At 61.4% G+C, this 18,812-nt stretch carries 18 protein-coding genes; 13 read left to right on the top strand and 5 right to left on the bottom strand.

The annotated features are described in order from the left end of the window. Positions 1 to 18 precede the first annotated feature (18 nt). Positions 19 to 2,073, bottom strand: a complete 2,055-nt coding sequence (locus AC30D9_RS25955) for a S9 family peptidase (protein ID WP_490145137.1) — start codon at positions 2,071 to 2,073, stop codon at positions 19 to 21. Between the two features lie 134 nt (positions 2,074 to 2,207). On the opposite strand from AC30D9_RS25955, the gene AC30D9_RS25950 reads away from it, so the two are divergent. The 7 genes from AC30D9_RS25950 to AC30D9_RS25920 all read left to right on the top strand — a co-directional run bounded on the left by AC30D9_RS25950 (position 2,208) and on the right by AC30D9_RS25920 (position 8,127). After that, positions 2,208 to 2,705: an MFS transporter gene (locus AC30D9_RS25950; protein ID WP_109755851.1), complete on the top strand. Its 498-nt coding sequence runs from the start codon at positions 2,208 to 2,210 to the stop codon at positions 2,703 to 2,705. A gap of 32 nt (positions 2,706 to 2,737) precedes the next feature. Then, positions 2,738 to 3,514 carry a class II glutamine amidotransferase gene (locus tag AC30D9_RS25945; protein ID WP_134923222.1) on the top strand — a complete coding sequence of 259 codons (777 nt, stop codon included), beginning with the start codon at positions 2,738 to 2,740 and terminating at the stop codon, positions 3,512 to 3,514. A gap of 12 nt (positions 3,515 to 3,526) precedes the next feature. Further along, positions 3,527 to 4,069 (top strand): DUF2937 family protein, encoded by a 543-nt coding sequence (locus tag AC30D9_RS25940; RefSeq protein ID WP_134923223.1) that lies wholly within the window; start codon positions 3,527 to 3,529, stop codon positions 4,067 to 4,069. A 337-nt stretch (positions 4,070 to 4,406) separates the two neighbouring features. Further along, positions 4,407 to 5,693 carry an MFS transporter gene (locus AC30D9_RS25935; protein ID WP_134923224.1) on the top strand — a complete coding sequence of 429 codons (1,287 nt, stop codon included), beginning with the start codon at positions 4,407 to 4,409 and terminating at the stop codon, positions 5,691 to 5,693. Positions 5,694 to 5,756: 63 nt separating this feature from the next. Continuing rightward, a complete protein-coding gene (locus AC30D9_RS25930; protein WP_134923225.1) occupies positions 5,757 to 6,509 on the top strand; it encodes a 5-oxoprolinase subunit PxpA in 753 nt (250 codons plus the stop codon). Next, on the top strand, positions 6,506 to 7,210 hold the full coding sequence (pxpB, locus tag AC30D9_RS25925; protein WP_490145136.1) for a 5-oxoprolinase subunit PxpB: 705 nt from the start codon (positions 6,506 to 6,508) through the stop codon (positions 7,208 to 7,210). The genes AC30D9_RS25930 and pxpB overlap by 4 nt, the downstream gene beginning before the upstream one ends. Continuing rightward, positions 7,207 to 8,127 (top strand): 5-oxoprolinase subunit C family protein, encoded by a 921-nt coding sequence (locus tag AC30D9_RS25920; RefSeq protein ID WP_134923227.1) that lies wholly within the window; start codon positions 7,207 to 7,209, stop codon positions 8,125 to 8,127. The genes pxpB and AC30D9_RS25920 overlap by 4 nt, the downstream gene beginning before the upstream one ends. 106 nt (positions 8,128 to 8,233) lie before the next feature. On the opposite strand, the gene AC30D9_RS25915 is transcribed toward AC30D9_RS25920, so the two are convergent. Together AC30D9_RS25915 and AC30D9_RS25910 are read right to left on the bottom strand one after the other, a co-directional pair. Then, the gene (locus AC30D9_RS25915; protein ID WP_134923228.1) at positions 8,234 to 9,412 is read right to left on the bottom strand and encodes a vWA domain-containing protein; all 1,179 of its coding nucleotides are present in this window, start codon (positions 9,410 to 9,412) and stop codon (positions 8,234 to 8,236) included. Between the two features lie 34 nt (positions 9,413 to 9,446). Then, the gene (locus AC30D9_RS25910; RefSeq protein ID WP_003184225.1) at positions 9,447 to 10,292 is read right to left on the bottom strand and encodes an AAA family ATPase; all 846 of its coding nucleotides are present in this window, start codon (positions 10,290 to 10,292) and stop codon (positions 9,447 to 9,449) included. Between the two features lie 198 nt (positions 10,293 to 10,490). Between AC30D9_RS25910 and AC30D9_RS25905 the strand changes: the two genes are divergently transcribed. Next, the gene (locus AC30D9_RS25905; RefSeq protein WP_490145135.1) at positions 10,491 to 10,721 is read left to right on the top strand and encodes a DUF4160 domain-containing protein; all 231 of its coding nucleotides are present in this window, start codon (positions 10,491 to 10,493) and stop codon (positions 10,719 to 10,721) included. After that, positions 10,709 to 11,209 carry a DUF2442 domain-containing protein gene (locus AC30D9_RS25900; protein WP_134923229.1) on the top strand — a complete coding sequence of 167 codons (501 nt, stop codon included), beginning with the start codon at positions 10,709 to 10,711 and terminating at the stop codon, positions 11,207 to 11,209. The genes AC30D9_RS25905 and AC30D9_RS25900 overlap by 13 nt, the downstream gene beginning before the upstream one ends. Here AC30D9_RS25900 and AC30D9_RS25895 read toward each other — a convergent pair. Further along, on the bottom strand, positions 11,206 to 12,282 hold the full coding sequence (locus AC30D9_RS25895; RefSeq protein WP_490145134.1) for a DUF748 domain-containing protein: 1,077 nt from the start codon (positions 12,280 to 12,282) through the stop codon (positions 11,206 to 11,208). The genes AC30D9_RS25900 and AC30D9_RS25895 overlap by 4 nt on opposite strands. Before the next feature lie 146 nt (positions 12,283 to 12,428). On the opposite strand from AC30D9_RS25895, the gene cysK reads away from it, so the two are divergent. The 3 genes from cysK to AC30D9_RS25880 all read left to right on the top strand — a co-directional run bounded on the left by cysK (position 12,429) and on the right by AC30D9_RS25880 (position 15,915). Then, positions 12,429 to 13,403, top strand: coding sequence for a cysteine synthase A (gene cysK / locus AC30D9_RS25890; protein WP_109755841.1), 975 nt, complete (start codon positions 12,429 to 12,431; stop codon positions 13,401 to 13,403). A gap of 370 nt (positions 13,404 to 13,773) precedes the next feature. Next, a complete protein-coding gene (locus AC30D9_RS25885) occupies positions 13,774 to 14,712 on the top strand; it encodes an aspartyl/asparaginyl beta-hydroxylase domain-containing protein (RefSeq protein ID WP_307571571.1) in 939 nt (312 codons plus the stop codon). Between the two features lie 339 nt (positions 14,713 to 15,051). Then, positions 15,052 to 15,915 (top strand): DMT family transporter, encoded by an 864-nt coding sequence (locus tag AC30D9_RS25880; protein ID WP_134923231.1) that lies wholly within the window; start codon positions 15,052 to 15,054, stop codon positions 15,913 to 15,915. A 119-nt stretch (positions 15,916 to 16,034) separates the two neighbouring features. Here AC30D9_RS25880 and AC30D9_RS25875 read toward each other — a convergent pair whose 3' ends face one another. Continuing rightward, on the bottom strand, positions 16,035 to 16,943 hold the full coding sequence (locus tag AC30D9_RS25875; RefSeq protein WP_134923232.1) for a DMT family transporter: 909 nt from the start codon (positions 16,941 to 16,943) through the stop codon (positions 16,035 to 16,037). A gap of 129 nt (positions 16,944 to 17,072) precedes the next feature. On the opposite strand from AC30D9_RS25875, the gene aceK reads away from it, so the two are divergent. Then, positions 17,073 to 18,794, top strand: coding sequence for a bifunctional isocitrate dehydrogenase kinase/phosphatase (gene aceK, locus AC30D9_RS25870; protein WP_307571569.1), 1,722 nt, complete (start codon positions 17,073 to 17,075; stop codon positions 18,792 to 18,794). Positions 18,795 to 18,812 lie beyond the last annotated feature (18 nt).

The following is an 18,812-nucleotide window of genomic DNA, read 5'->3' as shown; positions in this document are numbered from 1 at the left end:
GCGATCCGATGGAGTTCCTCAACCCAACCCCAAAACTTTCAAGACAAATGCATATTCGAGCGCTACGTCACGCAATCCCTGGTAGCGCCCACTCATCCCGCCGTGGCCGGCGTCCAATTCGGTCTTGAGCAGCAAGAGGTTGTCATCGGTCTTGGTGGCGCGCAATTTCGCCACCCACTTGGCCGCCTCCCAGTACTGCACGCGGCTGTCGTTGTAGCCAGCGATCACCAACAGCGCCGGATAGGCCTGGACGCTGACGTTTTCGTACGGGGCGTAGGCCCGGATCCGATCATAAACGTCAGGCTCCTCGGGATTGCCCCATTCATCGTATTCAGTGACGGTCAATGGCAAGTCCGGGTCGAGCATGGTGTTGAGCACATCGACGAACGGCACTTCGGCAATCGCCACCTTGAACAGCTCCGGGCGTTGATTGAGTACCGCGCCAATCAGCAGGCCACCGGCACTGCCGCCGCTGATCGCCAGTTGCTCAGCGGTGGTGAAACCGTTGGTGATCAAATGTTCGGCGCAGGCGATGAAGTCGCTGAAGGTGTTGTGCTTGTGTTCCTGCTTGCCGGCGCGATACCAGGCTTCCCCAAGTTCACCGCCGCCGCGCACGTGGGCGATGGCAAACGCCACGCCGCGGTCGAGCAGGCTCAGCCGCGCATGGGAAAACCAGGGATCGAGGCTTTCGCCATAGGCGCCGTAGCCGTACAGATACAGCGGCACCGGTTGGCCGAGGGCTTCGCGTTTGACCACCAGGCTGATGGGCACCTGGGTGCCGTCCGGTGCTGTCGCCCAAAGCCGTTGGCTGACGTAGGCATCGGCATCGAACGGGCCCAGCACCGGGGTTTGCTTGAGCACGACCTGGGTGCCGCTGGCCAGGTCCAACTGGCGGATCTGCGCCGGGCGGTTCAGGGCCTCGTAGCGCAGGCGGATGCGATCACTGATGAATTCCAGGCTGTTCTGCACATGCAGGCTGTAGGCCGCGTCCGGCAATTGCACCCGATAGGCCGGCAAGCCCTGGGGGTGAACCTCGATGATCGGCAGGCCACCTTCACGCAGGCTCAGGGTCATGGCTCTGGCGTTCAGGCTCAGGCCGTCGATCATCACCGTGTCGCTGTGGGGGATCAGGTTCTGCCAGTCGGCCTCGGTCGGCGCGACGCCAGTGTCGGCGGCCTGGTACAGGGCGAAGTTGATCCCGTCGCGGTTGCTGCGGATCAACCAGGTCCATTGGCCATCGAGCAGGCCATGGTCGACGTCATACTCGTGGTCTTCCCGCCGAGGCGCCAGGCAGGTGAAGGGCTGTTGCGGCTGCGTGGCGTCCAGCACCCAGACTTCGCTGGTGGTCTTGCTGCCCAGGGACAGGATCAACTGCTTTTCCGAGCTCGAACGATAGCAATGCAGGAAAAAGCGCCCGTCCGGCTCATGGAACACTTCTTCGGCGGCAGTGCCGTCCAGGCGATAGCGCCAGAGCTTGTGCGGGCGATGGGTGTCGTCCAGCTCGCCAAAAAACAGCGTCAGGCTGTCATTGGCCCAGGTCATGCTGCCGTCGCAATCATCGAAGGACAGTTCACTGACCTTGTCGTTGGACAATTCCTTCACGAACAGGGTGTAGATCTCGTCGCCCGTGGTGTCCAGGCTGTAGGCCAGGCGCTGATGGTCGGGGCTGATGCTGAAGGCGCCCAGGGAGAAGAAACCGCCGCCGGCCAACGCGTTCGGGTCCAGCAGCAGTTGTTCGCGGCTTTCATCCACGGTCAGGCTGTCATCGGCCGGGCGCGGGCAGCGGTAATGGCGTGGGTACTCGTCACCGGCCGTGGTGCGGGTGTAATACAGGTACGGACCCCAGGGCGAGGGCAGCGACAGATCGGTCTCGAGGATCCGGCCCTTGATCTCCTGGAACAGGGTTTCGCGCAGCTCGGCCTGATCGGCCAGTTGCGCCTGCTGGTAGCTGTTTTCGGCCTTGAGGTAGTCGAGCACGGCGTCGGTGTCGCGTTCCTGCAACCAGGCGTACGGGTCAACACCGGGGTCCCTGCGGGCAATCGGGGCGTTGGAAACGTGGGCAGATAGGGACATGAAAGGCTCTCGAACGTTGTACGAAAAGGGGCGCGTGGCCTGGGCACAGCAACCGCACAGGCCATTCGCCAGACGCCGGGGCAGCCTGACGAGCGAAAAGCCGTTACTATAAGCGTCTCTTTGCCTGCCTTGCCATGGACACCATGACCGAGAATGACTATCTGATCGCCTGGGGCCTCTATGCCTTCGCCGCCCTGGGCTGCCTGCTGGTGTGGATGCGCATGACCCGCTGGATGTGGCGCTGGTTGCGCGAACCGCTGCGGTTGCTGATGGCGGTGTTGCTGTTCAGCCCCACCATCGTCGACCCGGTGAAGGACAAAGTTGCCCCGGCCTTGGCCATTGTCGCCCTGGACGTACTGTTCAAGGTCGGCAACAACGTCTGGCGAGCAGCGTCCGATCTGCTCATGTACGGCATGATTGCCTTCGGCCTCTACCTGGTGATCGTGTTGATCCGCTTCCCCATCGAACGTTCCGCCAACGCTCGCAAGGAACGGGCCGCCGCCGCAAAAGCCGCCGCTGCGGCCGATGAACCCGACGATGAGCCGCCGTTCGGCGTGGCCGGTGATGACCGTTACGGTCGCCCGCCCGTGCCGAGCAACCCCCAGCGTTCGCGTATCGAACCGCGCCTGTAACCGGGCCTGCCCTTTGAAGCGAGAGTTCGAGCATGTGTGAGTTATTGGGCATGAGCGCCAATGTGCCGACCGACATCGTGTTCAGCTTTACCGGGCTGATGCAGCGCGGCGGCAAGACCGGGCCGCACCGGGACGGTTGGGGCATCGCCTTCTATGAAGGCCGCGGCCTGCGCCTGTTCCAGGACCCGGCCGCCAGCAGCGAGTCGGAAGTGGCGAACCTGGTGCAGCGCTATCCGATCAAGAGCGAAGTGGTGATCGGGCACATTCGCCAGGCCAACGTCGGCAAGGTCTGCCTGTCCAACACGCACCCGTTCGTGCGTGAGTTGTGGGGGCGTAACTGGTGCTTTGCCCACAACGGCCAGCTCGCCGACTTCCAGCCTGAGGTCAGTTTCTACCGGCCAGTGGGCGACACCGATAGCGAAGCGGCCTTCTGCGATCTGCTCAACCGCGTGCGCCAGGCCTTCCCCGAGCCGGTGGAGGTGGAACTGTTGCTACCGTCGTTGATCCAGGCCTGCGCCGAATACCGCAGCAAGGGCGTGTTCAACTGCCTGCTCAGCGATGGCGACTGGCTGTTCTGTTATTGCTCGACCAAACTGGCCCAGATCACCCGTCGCGCGCCGTTCGGCCCGGCACGGCTCAAGGATGTGGATGTGATTGTCGATTTCCAGGCTGAAACCACGCCCAATGACGTGGTCACGGTGATCGCCACCGAACCCTTGACCGAAAACGAAACCTGGACCCGCTACGAACCGGGCCAATGGAGCCTGTGGCGACGCGGCGAATGCGTCAGTCACGGTCGGACCGAATAAGGACGTCACGTTATGTTGCTCAGTTATCTACGCCTGGTGTTGTTCGCGGTGGGCCTGCTGGTTGGGGTCCAGGTGCCGGGCTTCATCAATGATTACGCCAAGCGGGTCGAGGCTCACCTGATCGAGGCGCAAACCGGCCTGCAAGGGTTCCAGGGTACCGCCAACCAGTTCTTCAAGGGCGACATGCAGGCCCTGGTGGCCCATTACCGCGCCAGCGAGGACCCGATCTTCCGCAGCGATGCCGACAGCCTGAACACCTTGCTCGTGCGCCAGCAGGCCTTGGACAAGCAATTCCAGGCGATGCAAGGCCCGTGGTACATCCGCTTTCTGCAAGTAGCGCTGGCTGCCGACCCGGATATTCGCAAGGAAACCTGGAACGGCTACAGCTACCAGATCCTGCTGACCCCCGAGGCGATGATCTGGGGCATCGGCGGTGCGATGTTGCTGTCGTTCGGCCTGGAATGCCTGTTCCGCCTGATCGACTGGGTAGTGTTGGGCGGCAAGCGCCTGCGCCAGGGGCGGCCGATTGAAGAGCGTGACCTTCGAGGGCTGTAGCGCCGCAGCGAACCTCTGTGGCGAAGGGATTTATCCCCGCTGGGTCGCGAAGCGGCCCCCAACAAGGCCGCCTCATGTATCAGGCTGGATCATTCAATTGACTGCAATGGGGGGCCGCTTCGCAGCCCAGCGGGGATGAATCCCCTCGCCACAACTGTGTTCATTCAGTTCCGGCAATGTCATTTCTTCATCCCTGCTCCTCCAATCAAGTTTTTCTTATGACCCGGCCAAGGTTTTATTCGTTGGACGGGATCGGCCGTGCGCTCAAGAATCGGGGCAACGGTCTCCACGTCAGCGTCGTCGAGACTCAAAAACAATAAAGCCGTGGAGAACCACCATGAGTGCACCCGACATGCTCGGCGACCCCAAGACCCAGGCCCGTTCCGGCCCGTTCGATTGGTACCGCAACATCAACCAGCAGGAACGTCGCACCTTCTGGAGTTGCAAGATCGGCTACGCCCTGGACGGCATGGACACCCAGATGCTCAGTTTCGTGGTGCCGACCCTGATCGCGATGTGGGGCATCACCACCGGGCAGGCAGGGCTGATCCACACCAGCACCCTGATCGCTTCGGCCATCGGTGGCTGGGTGGCGGGGATTCTTTCCGACCGCATCGGTCGAGTGCGGACGTTGCAACTGACCGTACTGTGGTTCGCCTTCTTCACCTTCCTCTGCGGCTTTGCCCAGAGTTATGAACAACTGTTGATCGCCCGCACGCTGATGGGCTTCGGCTTCGGCGGCGAATGGACCGCCGGCGCGGTGTTGATGGGCGAGGTGATCCGCGCCAAGGATCGCGGCAAGGCAGTGGGCATGGTGCAGTCGGGCTGGGCGCTGGGCTGGGGCATGACGGCGATTTTATATGCGCTGCTGTTCTCGGTGCTGCCACCGGAGGATGCCTGGCGTGCCTTGTTCATCCTTGGCATTGTCCCGGCGGTGTTCGTGATTTTCGTTCGCCGGCTGGTCAAGGATCCGGAAGTCTATAACCAGACCAAGGCCCGGTTGACGCCGGAAAACCCCGCGAAGTTCTACGAGATTTTTGCCCCCGGCATCCTCTTTACCACCCTTCGCGCCTCGCTGCTGACCACCGGTGCCCTGGGCGGCTACTACGCCATCACGTCCTGGCTGCCGACGTTCCTCAAGAATGAACGTGGATTGAGTGTATTGAGTACCGGTGGCTACCTGGCGATGGTGATCGTCGGTTCCTACGTGGGTTACGTCATCAGCGCGTACCTGTCGGATATCCTGGGTCGGAAAAAGAACTTCGTCCTGTACGCCATCGGCTCGTTCACCATCGTCCTCCTGTATACCCAGGTGCCGGTGAGCAATAACGTGATGCTCTGGCTGGGCTTTCCCCTGGGGTTCTTCGCGTCGGGGATGTTCAGCGGCATGGGCTCGTTCCTCACCGAACTGTTCCCTACACGCATTCGTGGTTCGGGCCAGGGTTTCTGCTACAACATTGGCCGGGCGGTGGCGGCATTGTTCCCGCTGTTGATCGGTATTTTGAGCCAGAAGGTGCCGCTGAGCGTGGGTATCGGTGCATTTGCGGCGGTGTCCTATGGCGTGGTGATCCTGGCGGCCCTGAGCTTGCCGGAAACCCAAGGCAAGCAATTGGAAGCTGAGTAACTGATAACCTGCGGGCACATGTCCCACAGTTAAACGAAGACATAACCTACAGGAGCGTTCACCGTGAGCCGCCTGCTATTGAACTGCGACATTGGCGAAAGCTTCGGCAGCTGGACCATGGGTCTGGACGCCGAGGTCATGCCCTTCATCGATTGCGCCAACATTGCCTGCGGCTTCCATGCTGGCGACCCGAGCATCATGCGCAAGACCGTCAGCCTGGCCCTGAGCCACGGCGTGCGGATCGGCGCGCACCCGGCCTATCAGGACCTGGCGGGCTTCGGCCGCCGCTCCATGGCCTATGGCGCCCAGGAATTGCAGGACTTGCTGCACTACCAGATCGGCGCGCTCGACGGCATCTGCCGGGCCCAGGGCGGACGGGTCAGCTACGTCAAGCCCCATGGCGCGATGTACAACGACATGATGGCCAATCCGGCGCAACTGCGTGCGGTGATCCAGGCTGTCGCCGCCTATGATCGGCAGCTGCCGCTGATGCTCATGGCGACTCGGGACAACAGCGCCGCCCAGGCCCTGGGCGACGAATACGGCCTGACCCTGTGGTTCGAGGCCTTCGCTGATCGCGCCTATGACAGTGCCGGTCGCCTGGTTTCACGGCAGGCGCCGGGTGCGGTGCACCACGAGCCCGAGGTCATCATCGGGCAGGCCCTGACCATCGCCCGCGGCGATGCGTTGACCGCCAGTGATGGCAGCGCCTTGCACCTGAAGGCCAACACCCTGTGCGTGCACGGTGACAACGCCAGCTCCGTGGCGGCCGTGCAACGCATCCGCGAAGCCCTGGACCGGCAGAGTGCACCATGAAACCACGCTTGGAAGTGGTGGCGGTGGACTGCCTGATGGTGCGCCTGTTCGATGAGATCGCCGAGGCCAACATGCCCTGGATGCTCGCCGCCAGCGAACGCCTGCGGGCGGTGTTTGCCGAGCATCTGATCGACCTGGTGCCGTCCTATACCACGTTGATGGTGCACTATGATTTGCTCGCCTTGACTCCAGCGCAGGCGCGTGACCTGGTCGGCGAGGCGCTGAATAATCTTTCACCCGATGCCCAGTCCGCCGGCCAATGCCACGTGCTGCCGGTGTGGTACGACCTCAGCGTCGGGCCGGAGCTGGAGCTGCTGGCGAACCGCAGCGGGTTGACGGTCGCCCAGGTGATCCGCCGCCATAGCGAGCGCGAGTACCAGGTGTTCGCCCTGGGTTTTGCCCCTGGCTTCGCCTTCATGGGGCTGGTGGACGAGGAACTGGCCGCACCGCGCTTAGACACGCCGCGCAAACGCGTGGCGGCGGGCAGCGTCGGCATCGCCGAGCGCCAGACTGCGGCGTATCCGGTGGTGTCGCCCGGCGGCTGGAACCTGATCGGTCGCACCCCGACCAAACTGTTTGATCGCGAGCGCGACGGCTACAGCCTGATGCAGCCGGGGGACACGGTGCGATTTGCCCCCGTGGACCACGCCGAATTCATCGCCCTGGGTGGCGACGACACACCGTTGGAGGCCCAGGCATGAGCCGGTTGTTGATCGAGGCCAGCACACCGCTGTGCCTGTTGCAGGACGCCGGTCGTTTTGGCGTGAGGCATCTGGGCGTGACCCAGGGCGGCGCGGCGGACTGGTTGTCGATGGCCTGGGCCAACTGGATGCTCGGTAATGCCCTGGGGGCGACGGTGGTGGAGATTACCCTCGGCGGTTTCACCGTGGTGGCTGAAGAGGACTGCGTGCTGGCGCTGGCCGGTGCGGACCTGGGGGCACGGATAGACGGCCAGGCGGTGGCGTCGTGGCGCTTCTTCAGCTTGCGCAAAGGCCAGGTGCTGGCGCTCACCCAGCCGGTGCTCGGTGCCCGGGCCTACCTGGCAGCTCCCGGCGGTTTCAATGCGCCAGCGGTGTTGGGCAGCCGGGCGACGGTGCTGCGTGAGGAGCTTGGTGGCCTGGATGGGCGAGGGCGGGCGCTGAGTCGCGGCGCGCACTTGAGCTATTCAGGCTCGGCGACGCCTCGGCCCATGCCGCACGCGCGGATTCCGGATTTCCAGCCCGCGCAGCCGCTGGACCTGATCCTGGGAGCGCAGAACGGAGCGTTCAGTGGCCGCAGCCTGTTCGATGCGTTCAACACCCCGTGGACGTTGGACAGTCGCGCCGACCGCATGGGCATCCGTTTGCTCGGCACGGCCCTGGAATACCAGGGGCCGGCGATGATTTCCGAAGGCATCCCCCTGGGCGCTGTGCAGGTGCCGCCGGACGGCCAGCCGATCGTGCTGCTCAACGACCGGCAAACCATCGGCGGCTACCCACGCCTGGGCGCCTTGACCCCGTTGGCCCTGGCCCGGCTGGCGCAATGCTTGCCGGGGACGCAGGTGCGTTTGCGGCCAGTGGTGCAGGAGGTTGCGCATCGGCAGCAGGTGGAGTGCCTGCGGGGGCTGTTAAATCGCTAAAAGCATCGCGAGCAGGCTCGCTCCCACACTGGATCTTCGTCGTACACAAGACCCCTTGTGGGAGCGAGCCTGCTCGCGATGAGGCCCTGAAGGGCACCAATAAATCTTACTTGGAAAGAAACCGCATCCCTTCCTCCAACCCCCGCAAGGTCAGTGGATACATCCGGTCTTCCACCAACTCGCGCACGATATTGGTCGAGGCGGTGTAACCCCAAGTGTCCTTGGGGTAAGGGTTGATCCAGATGAGCTTCTTGTACGTCTCCATGAAGCGCTGCATCCAGACATAACCGGCTTCTTCGTTCCAGTGTTCGACGCTGCCGCCGGCCTGGGTGATTTCATAGGGCGCCATGGCGGCGTCACCGATGAAGATCACTTTGTAATCGGCGCCGTACTTGTGCAGCAAATCCTGGGTCGAGGTACGCTCGGAAGTGCGGCGCAGGTTGTTCTTCCACACCGATTCGTAGATGAAGTTGTGGAAGTAGAAGTACTCCAGGTGCTTGAACTCGGTCTTGCAGGCCGAGAACAGTTCTTCGCAGATCTTCACGTGGGCATCCATCGAGCCACCGATGTCGAACAGCAGCAACAACTTGACGGTGTTGCGTCGTTCCGGGCGCATCTGGATGTTCAACAGGCCGGCGTCCCGGGCGGTGTGGTCGATGGTGCCGTCGATGTCCAGCTCTTCGGCCGCACCCTGGCGGGCGAACTTGCGCAGGCGGCGCAGGGCGATCTTGATGTTACGGGTGCCCAGTTCCACCTGGTCGTCGAGGTTCTTGTACTCACGCTGGTCCCAGACCTTCACGGCCTTGCCCTGGCGTTTGCCGGCGTCGCCGACGCGGATGCCCTCGGGGTTGAAGCCGCCGGAGCCGAACGGGCTGGTGCCGCCGGTGCCGATCCACTTGTTGCCGCCGGCATGGCGCTCCTTCTGTTCTTCCAGGCGTTTCTTGAATTCTTCGATCAGCTTGTCCAGGCCACCGAGGGACTGGATCTGCGCCCGCTCTTCATCGGTCAGCGAGCGCTCGAACTCCTTGCGCAGCCAGTCTTCGGGAATCAAGGCCTGGAGATGATCGTCGAGTTTTTCCAGGCCATTGAAGTACGCGGCGAACGCCCGGTCGAACTTGTCGAAATGCCGTTCGTCCTTCACCAGGATCGCCCGGGACAGGTAATAGAACTCGTCCATGTCGGCGAAGGTCACCCGCTGTTTCAGCGCGTTGATCAGGTCCAGCAGTTCACGCACCGACACGGGCACCTTGGCGGCACGCATCTCATTGAACAGGTTAAGCAGCATGGCAATCGCCCTCGCTCTTGTTAAACGAAGAGGATCAGCGAGTGCCGCGACGGCTCATGAACGCCAGGCGCTCGAGCAATTGCACGTCCTGTTCGTTCTTGACCAGGGCGCCGGCCAGCGGCGGAATGGCCTTGGTCGGATCACGCTCGCGCAGCACTGCTTCGCCGATGTTGTCGGCCATCAGCAGCTTGAGCCAATCCACCAGTTCGGAGGTGGAAGGCTTTTTCTTCAGGCCCGGCACCTTGCGCACGTCGAAGAACACGTCCAGCGCTTCGCTGACCAGGTCTTTCTTGATGTCCGGGTAATGTACATCGACGATTTTCTGCAGGGTGACGCGGTCGGGGAAGGCGATGTAGTGGAAGAAGCAACGGCGCAGGAACGCATCGGGCAGTTCCTTCTCGTTGTTGGAGGTAATGATGATGATCGGCCGCTGCTTGGCCTTGATGGTTTCGTCGGTCTCGTAGACGTAGAACTCCATCTTGTCGAGTTCTTGCAGCAGGTCATTGGGGAACTCGATGTCGGCCTTGTCGATCTCGTCGATCAGCAGGATCACCCGCTCCTCGGACTCGAAGGCTTCCCAGAGCTTGCCCTTCTTCAGGTAGTTGCGTACGTCGTGGACTTTGTCCACGCCCAACTGCGAGTCCCGCAGGCGGCTGACCGCGTCGTACTCGTACAGGCCCTGGTGAGCCTTGGTGGTGGACTTGATGTGCCAGGTGATCAGCCGCGCGCCGAAGGACTCGGCCAGTTGTTCGGCGAGCATGGTCTTGCCGGTGCCCGGTTCGCCCTTGACCAGCAGCGGCCGCTCCAGGGTGATGGCGGCGTTCACGGCCAGTTTCAGGTCATCGGTGGCCACGTAGGCGCTGGTGCCTTCGAACTTCATCTGCAATTTCCTCGAACGTGTCGCCGGCCCGGCGAGGCGGGGCGCGCGAAATAAATATCGTGCCCGACTATAACGCGACGCCCCGCCGACTGTGAACGCAGACGCTGTATTCAGTCTCTGAATGGAGCGTCACATGTTGACTCAGTCTCGGCGCCTTGCCAGTATTGCATATCGCCAATTTGGCGATATGTTGAGTGCATGTCTACTAAATATCGATTCAGAGATACCTACCGTATTCAACTGCGCGAAAGGGGCCATCCGCCGCCCCATGTTCACCTCACCGGTGGCGGGCTGGATGTGGTGCTGAGCCTGGAAACCGTCGAAGTGATGATGGGGCGGGCGCCGCCGTTGATCATTAAGGAGGCACTGGACTGGGTCAGGGCCCATCAGGTGCAACTGTTGGAGGATTGGCAACGATGTTACCCATGAAACGGCCTCGGCTATTGGCCGTGCAGGCCTTATCGCCTTTCAGGCTCGAACTGACGTTCATTGACGGGCAGCGGCTGACGTTGGACATGAGCGCCGATGTGCAACGTTATCCGGGCTTGCAGCCTTTGCTTGAAGAGGGCGCGTTTGGAGGCGCGAGCCTGGGGGATGATGGCTGGAGCGTGGAATGGCCCGAACTGGATATCCAGATCGGTGCCGATACCCTTTATCTGGATGCGTTGGCGCAAAATGCCGTGGATGAAAACACCCGCATCTTCATCGACTGGCGTGCCCGCACCGGCTTGCCGTTGAACAAAGCCGCCGAAGCGTTGGGGGTCAGCGCTCGCAGCATCACTCGCTACAGCAGTGGTCGCGAGGCGGTGCCGCGTTCGCTGGCCCTGGCTTGCCTGGGTTGGGACTCGCTGCAGCGCGGAACGGCAATAGCGGCGGCGGAAAAAACGGGTCGCTATACCATTACGCGCAAATCTTAATCGTTTGAAGGTGGCGGCTGCTCATAGCGGGCGTTGAACGCCTGGACGAAACCATTGCGCAGGATTTGCAGGAAGGCTTCGAAGGCGCTGATGTCCTGCTGGTGAACATTGCCGCTGAGTTCCACTCGGGTGGCGAACTGGTTCTTGCGCTGGTTCTTGAGGGCTGTTTCGCCTGTGCCGACCAGCGCTTCCCAGACTGAACGGAAGATATTTTTGTTCTTGTTTTCCACGTCCTGCTGCCAGTCGAATACATCGACATCACGCAGCAACGGCTTGATGTAGCCGCTGAGCCTGGCGCTGTCCGCTTCAGCTTCGATCACCAGGTCGCCGTGGCCGGCATTGAAGTCGAATTTGCCATAGGCCGCGGCGAAATCGTTCAGGCGCTTGAGTTCGATGTCCCTGGCCCGCAGGCGGAAATCGAAATCCTCGAAGTTGCTCAACGGGTCGAAGGTGGCCTGCATCTCCAGGGGCGCATGTTCGGCCACCAGGGCCTTGCCCTCGAAACGGGCGTCGCGCTTGCCCTTGGTGTCTACCACATTGGTCAGGTTGTAGAAGCTGGCGTTGACGTCGGTGGCCCGCAGGTTGACCGGCGGCTTTGAATTGAAATTGCGAAAGGTGACCTTGCCGTCCCTGATCCGCACCTCGTTGAGGGTAATGGGCAGCAACTTGCTCAGTTGTTCGCGCCAGTTGGTGCCCTGGCCAGTCTGGGAGTTCTGTCGGTTGGCCCCACCGTCGACGAAGTTCACTTCGGGACGGGCGAACTCTACCTCGGCCACCACCGCATGGTCGTACCACAGCGAATGCCAGCTCACGGACAGGTCGATCAACGGCGCGTCGACGAACGGCACCGGGACCTTGCCGTCGACCTTGACGATTTTCAGGCCATTGATCCGGTAGGCCCCGCGCCAAAGCGCCAGGTCTACGTCGAGAACCTGACCGCGGTAGTCGCCCATGTCGGCCAGTTTGTCGTTCAGATAGTTGCGCACCAGATAGGGCAGGGTGAAATGCAGGGCCACGAGTACCGCAACGATGGCGGCTAGGGTCCACAGTGGCCAGCTGTATCGACGCTTCATGTCAGTCAGTCTCCAGCGTTTGTTGGGGAACGCCTTCTACTGCCATTGACTGTCGCAACATTGGGAACGTTCGGTGCAACTGGACGCCCATGGGCAACAGGCATACCTTTAAAGGCTTAAATTCCCGCCGCATTAAGGACCCAGCCATGAGCCGTATATTCGCTGACAACGCCCATTCCATCGGTAATACGCCACTGGTACAGATCAACCGCATTGCGCCGCGCGGTGTAACCATCCTGGCCAAGATCGAGGGGCGTAACCCGGGGTATTCGGTCAAATGCCGGATCGGCGCGAACATGATCTGGGACGCTGAAAGCTCGGGCAAACTCAAGCCTGGCATGACCATTGTCGAACCGACCTCGGGCAACACCGGTATCGGCCTGGCGTTCGTCGCCGCCGCCCGTGGCTACAAGCTGATGCTGACCATGCCCGCTTCCATGAGCATCGAGCGGCGCAAAGTGCTCAAGGCCTTGGGCGCTGAGCTGGTACTCACCGAGCCGGCGAAGGGAATGAAGGGGGCCATCGAGAAAGCCACCGAGATCCTGGCCAGCGATCCATCCAAGTACTTCATGCCGCAGCAGTTCGATAACCCGGCGAATCCGGCGATCCACGAAAAAACCACCGGCCCGGAAATCTGGAACGATACCGATGGCGCGGTGGATGTGCTGGTCGCGGGTGTGGGCACCGGCGGAACCATTACCGGGGTTTCGCGGTATATCAAGAACACCTGTGGCAAACCGATCCTGTCGGTGGCGGTCGAGCCCGAGGTTTCGCCGGTGATTACCCAGGCGATGGCGGGCCAGGAGATCAAGCCCAGCCCTCACAAGATCCAGGGAATCGGCGCCGGGTTCGTGCCGAAGAACCTCGATCTGTCGATTGTCGACCAGGTCGAGCGGGTCTCCGACGACGAGTCCAAGGCCATGGCCCTGCGCTTGATGCAGGAGGAGGGAATTCTCTGCGGGATCTCTTGTGGCGCGGCGATGGCCGTGGCCGTGCGCCTGGCGGAGAAACCGGAAATGCAGGGCAAGACCATCGTCGTGATCCTGCCGGATTCAGGCGAGCGGTACTTGTCGAGCATGTTGTTCAGTGATCTGTTTACCGAGCAGGAGATTCAGCAGTAACGGTGGATTCACTGCGGTGGTGAGTGGATCTTGTTGTGGCGAGGGGATTTATCCCCGTGGGACTGCGCAGCAGTCCTTCAGAGGACCAGTCACTCTCGATAGACGAGGTGTCAGGTTTGGGGGCTGCTTCGCAACCCAACGGGGATAAATCCCCTCGCCACAGGGTAATAACAAGGTCTAAGAAAAGGCTTGTTTGACCGGCGTCAGCCAAGGTTCAGGCGGCCCCTGTTAGAAAGTGTTTATTGCGTTTCACTCAACAGAGAATGTTGCGTCAGACGGTTTTTACCTGGGCGATGAGGCTTTACCATGGCCCTCGGCTACGTCGGGCAGTTGGCGTTGCGTAAGTTGTTTTTGGACAAGGAGTTGTAAAATGACCGTTTCGTTTGTCGCCAAAGCCTCAGTGTTGCTGCTGTTTTTGGGCAGTACGCTTTATGTGCATTTGCGTGGCAAGGCGCGTTTGCCAGTGTTGCGCCAGTTCGTCAACCACTCGGCGCTGTTCGCCCCTTATAACACCTTGATGTACCTGTTCTCCGGCGTGCCCTCGAGGCCTTACCTGGACCGCAGCAAGTTTCCCGAGCTGGATGTGCTCAAGGATAACTGGCAAGTCATTCGCGACGAGGCCATGCACTTGTTCGACGAGGGCTATATTCGCGCTGCCGAGAAGAACAACGACGCAGGTTTTGGCTCGTTCTTCAAGAAGGGCTGGAAGCGTTTCTACCTCAAGTGGTACGACAAACCGTTGCCGTCGGCTGAGTTGCTGTGCCCCAGGACTGTCGAGCTGGTCAGCCGGATCCCCAACGTGCGGGGCGCGATGTTTGCCCTGCTGCCGGGTGGCAGCCACCTGAACCCACATCGAGACCCCTTCGCCGGTTCGTTGCGTTATCACCTGGGGCTGTCCACGCCCAATTCCGATGATTGCCGGATCTTCGTCGACGGTCAGATCTACGCCTGGCGCGATGGCGAAGACGTCATGTTCGATGAAACCTATGTGCACTGGGTCAAGAACGAAACTCCGCAGACCCGCGTGATCCTGTTCTGTGATGTCGAGCGGCCCTTGAAAAGCCGCTTGATGACCCGCCTCAACCGTACCATCAGCGCTTTCCTGGGCCGCGCCACCGCGCCGCAGAACCTGGACGATGAACACGTCGGCGGCATCAACCGGGCGTATGCCTGGAGCAAGTCGTTCAGCGACGGCATCAGTGGCCGGGTCAAGCAATTCAAGCGCAAGCATCCCAAGGCGTACCGGGTGATGCGGCCCGTGTTGGCAGTGGTGGTGCTCACGGCGCTTGGTTATTGGTTGTTCGTTTAAACATTGCATAGTCCCTCGGGCGCTGGTTATAGTCAGCGCTCTTCGGGTTTTCGAACCCACCCTTCAAGAGATCGGCTCATGCCTGCATCCCCTGTCATCGCGGTCGTGGTTCCAGCGTTCAACGCTGGCGTCGTGCCGTGTGGGAGCCAGCAGCCTGCGCAGATCGGTCAATACCCTCCACCTGTCCGTAGCTCATCGGTGTACGCCGTCGTATCACCGCCGGGTGTTGGCATTCAGGGCTGATCGGCAACGGTTGCCATCCCCTGTGCCCGCCTGAAAAAAACTACTGGACTTCAGCCTCGGCTGAGTTGGCTCTTTGCCTGACTACAGGTGGTATCCATGTTTTCCCTTTCCAAAAACGCCTTATTGGCGGCGGCTTCCACGAGCCTGTTCGTTTTGCTGTGGAGCAGCGGGGCGATCTTTTCCAAGCTGGGCCTGGCCCACGCTTCACCCTTCGCCTTTTTGCTGATCCGTTTTGCCATCGCGTTGTTCGCTCTGGTGCTGTTGATTCCGTTGCTCAAGTTAAAGCTGCCCAAGACCGGCAAGCCAATGCGCTACGCGGTGACCACCGGGCTGGTGCTGCTGGGCGCCTACCAGATTTTTTATCTGCTGGCGCTGCAAATGAGTGTCACACCGGGAGTCATGGCCACCCTGATGGGGGTGCAACCGATCCTGACCGTGGTGCTCATGGAACGTCAGCGTTCCTGGTCGAGGATGTTCGGCCTGGTGCTGGGCTTGGTCGGGTTGGTCATGGTCGTGTACCAGGGCATTGGCCTGGCGGGCATGTCCCTGGCCGGAATGCTCTGTGGGTTGTTGGCGTTGGTGAGTATGACGGCCGGTTCCATCATGCAGAAACGCATCACCGACAACCCCCTGGGTACGCTGCCGGTGCAGTACCTGGCCGGGCTGCTGCTTTGCGCGGTGTTCGTGCCGTTCCAGCCGTTCCATTTCGAATACAGCACGGGGTTCTTCGTGCCGGTGTTGTGGATGGGGTTGGTGGTGTCGGTGCTGGCGACGTTGCTGCTGTACCGACTGATCGCCCGCGGCAACCTGGTGAATGTCACCAGCCTGTTCTATCTGGTGCCGGCGGTGACGGCGATCATGGATTACCTGGTGTTTGGCAACCGGCTGGCGTTGTTGAGCTTGCTGGGGATGGCGCTGATCATCGTGGGGTTGGTGTTTGTGTTTCGTAAGAGCCGCTAGCCCTTGGATCTTTAGTGACTGCACCATTGCTTTCGCGAGCAAGCCCGCTCCCACAGGTTATGTACAGGCCTTGTGGGAGCGGGCTTGCTCGCGAAGGCATTTTTGGCCGCACCGATGAACTACCGGGCAGACACTTCAGCCGGTTTCACAGCCGCAGGCTTGAGCACCAACCACAACGCCGCCGCAATCAACACCCCGCCATAGAGATGGGCCATCCCCAACGGTTCATCCAGCAGCAACGCCCCCCACAGCACGCCGAACGGCGGGATCAGGAATGTCACGGTCATGGATTTGACCGGGCCGATGGAACTGAGCAAGCGGAAGTAAAGAATGTACGCCAGGGCGGTACACACCAGGCCCAGCCCCAGCAGTGACAACCAGACGCTCCAGCCACCCCAGCTGGCCGGTGGCTGGCTGATGACGCTGTAGCCAAACAGCGGCAGTAAAAACACCGTGGCGCCGAACATGCTGCCCAGGGCCGAGAGACGGCTGTCCAGGCCTCCTTGGTGATCGAGCCAGCGACGGGTGAGGAAACCGGCAAAGCCGTAGCAGGTCGTGGCCAGCAGGCAGGCGAGGGCGCCCATCAACAATTGCAGGTCGAACGCCACCGGGCCGGCGCGGGTCAGGATGCCAACACCCAGCAGCCCCAGGCAGACACCGCTGACCTTGGCCAGGGTGAGCTTTTCGCTGAAGAACAAACCGCCGATCAACACCCCCATCAACGGCGTGGTGGCGTTGAAGATCGCCGAGTAACCGGCTGGCAGCACCTGGGCCGCCAATGAATAGAACGTTGCCGGAATGCCCGAGTTGATCAAGCCCAGCCCCATCACGACCTTGAGCTTGCCGCGAAAATTCCAGTCGACGCGCATCAGGGCCAGGATCACCAGCAACCCGACGAAGGCGATGGACACGCGAAAAAATGCAGTGGGGATTGTGCCAATGACGGGGGCGATAATGCGCATGAACAGGAAACTGGCCCCCCAGATGGCGGCCAGTGACAGTAAACGCAGGATATCGACGAGGTTCACGAGTCATTCCTTCCTTGATTGGGCGGCAAGTGTCGCCGTCCTGAATAGCGATGGCAATGGTTGCATTGCCGCCTGATTGGCCTCTAAGCTCAGGCGCCAATAACAAGCATGACCCGCCGAGGTTTACCTATGCCGCAGCCATGGCCCGCCCTCGAAATCGCCCGTTCGATCCTCGACGGCTTCGACGATTATCGTGAGCATTTCCGGCAGATCACCGATGGCGCCCGCGCCCGGTTCGAGCAGGCCCTGTGGCTGGAGGCGCAAGCGGCGTCGGCGGCGCGCATCAACTTGTACGAAGAAAAAGTCTTCGAAACCGTCGCCAAGCTGCACAAGGCCTTCGAAGCCGAAACCCTGATGGATGTGGGCTGCTGGCCGCTGGTCAAAAGCGCCTACATCAGCCTGATCGACCTGCGCTTCGACGATGAGCTGTCGGAAACCTGGTACAACTCGATCTTCTGCGGGTTGTTCAGCCACGACCTGATCAGCGACGGCACCATGTTCATCCATACCACCCGGCCCAGCCTGCGCCGGGCCCGTGCCGCCCAGACCCGCACCTATAAGCCCCAGGGGCAGTTGGACCGGATGCTGGCGAGCGTGTTCGCCGACTACCGTTTCAGCGAGGACTACGCCGATTTGCCGGGCGACCTGCAACGCCTCGAAGCGCAGTTGCGCGAGAACCTGCCGGACTGGGTCTGCAAGGACCCGGAACTGACGGTGGAGTTGTTTTCTTCGGTGCTCTATCGCAACAAGGGCGCCTACCTGGTGGGGCGGATCTACACCCGCGACGACCAATGGCCGCTGGTGATCCCGCTGTTGCACCGCGAGGGCCGGGGTATCCAGATCGATGCGCTGATCACCGACGAGGCGCAGGTTTCGATCATCTTCTCGTTCACCCGCTCGTACTTCATGGTGGACGTGCCGGTGCCGGCGGAATTCATCGGCTTTCTCAAGCGCATCCTGCCGGGCAAGCACATCGCCGAGCTGTACACCTCCATCGGTTTCTACAAGCACGGCAAGTCGGAGTTCTACCGAGCGTTGATCAATCACCTGGCGAACACCGACGACCAGTTCATCATGGCCCCGGGTGTGCGGGGCATGGTCATGAGCGTGTTCACCCTGCCGGGCTTCAACACGGTGTTCAAGATCATCAAGGACCGTTTCTCGCCGTCGAAAAACGTCGACCGGGCCACGGTGATCGAAAAGTACCGTCTGGTGAAAAGTGTCGACCGGGTCGGACGCATGGCCGATACCCAGGAGTTCGCCGATTTCCGCTTTCCCCTGAGCAAGTTCGAGCCGGCGTGCCTGGAAGAGCTGCTGGAGGTGGCACCGTCGACGGTGTCGGTGGAAGGCGATACGGTGTTGATCCGCCACTGCTGGACCGAACGCCGGATGACGCCGTTGAACCTGTACCTGGAAAACGCCAACGACGCCCAGGTGCGCGAGGCACTGGAAGATTATGGCCTGGCGATCAAGCAATTGGCGGCGGCGAATATCTTCCCCGGCGACATGCTGCTCAAGAACTTCGGCGTGACCCGCCACGGCCGCGTGGTGTTCTACGACTACGATGAAATCTGTTTCCTGACCGAAGCCAACTTCCGCCACATCCCCCAGCCTCGCACACCGGAAGACGAAATGGCCTCCGAGCCCTGGTATTCCATCGGCCCGCTGGACGTGTTCCCCGAAGAGTTCCCACCGTTCCTGTTCGCCGACGCCGGGCAGCGCAAGCTGTTCGACCAGTTGCATGGCGAGCTGTACAACGCCGATTACTGGAAAGGCCTGCAGGAGGCGATCCGGGCGGGGAAGGTGATTGATGTGTTCCCGTATCGGCGCAAGGATCCGGACAACGAATAACACGGAAGGCAACCGAGG

It is taken from the genome of Pseudomonas sp. DF11, from assembly GCF_058148565.1.
The sequence above is the reverse complement of the archived record's forward strand: the minus strand, read 5'-3'. Positions and strand labels throughout refer to the sequence as shown.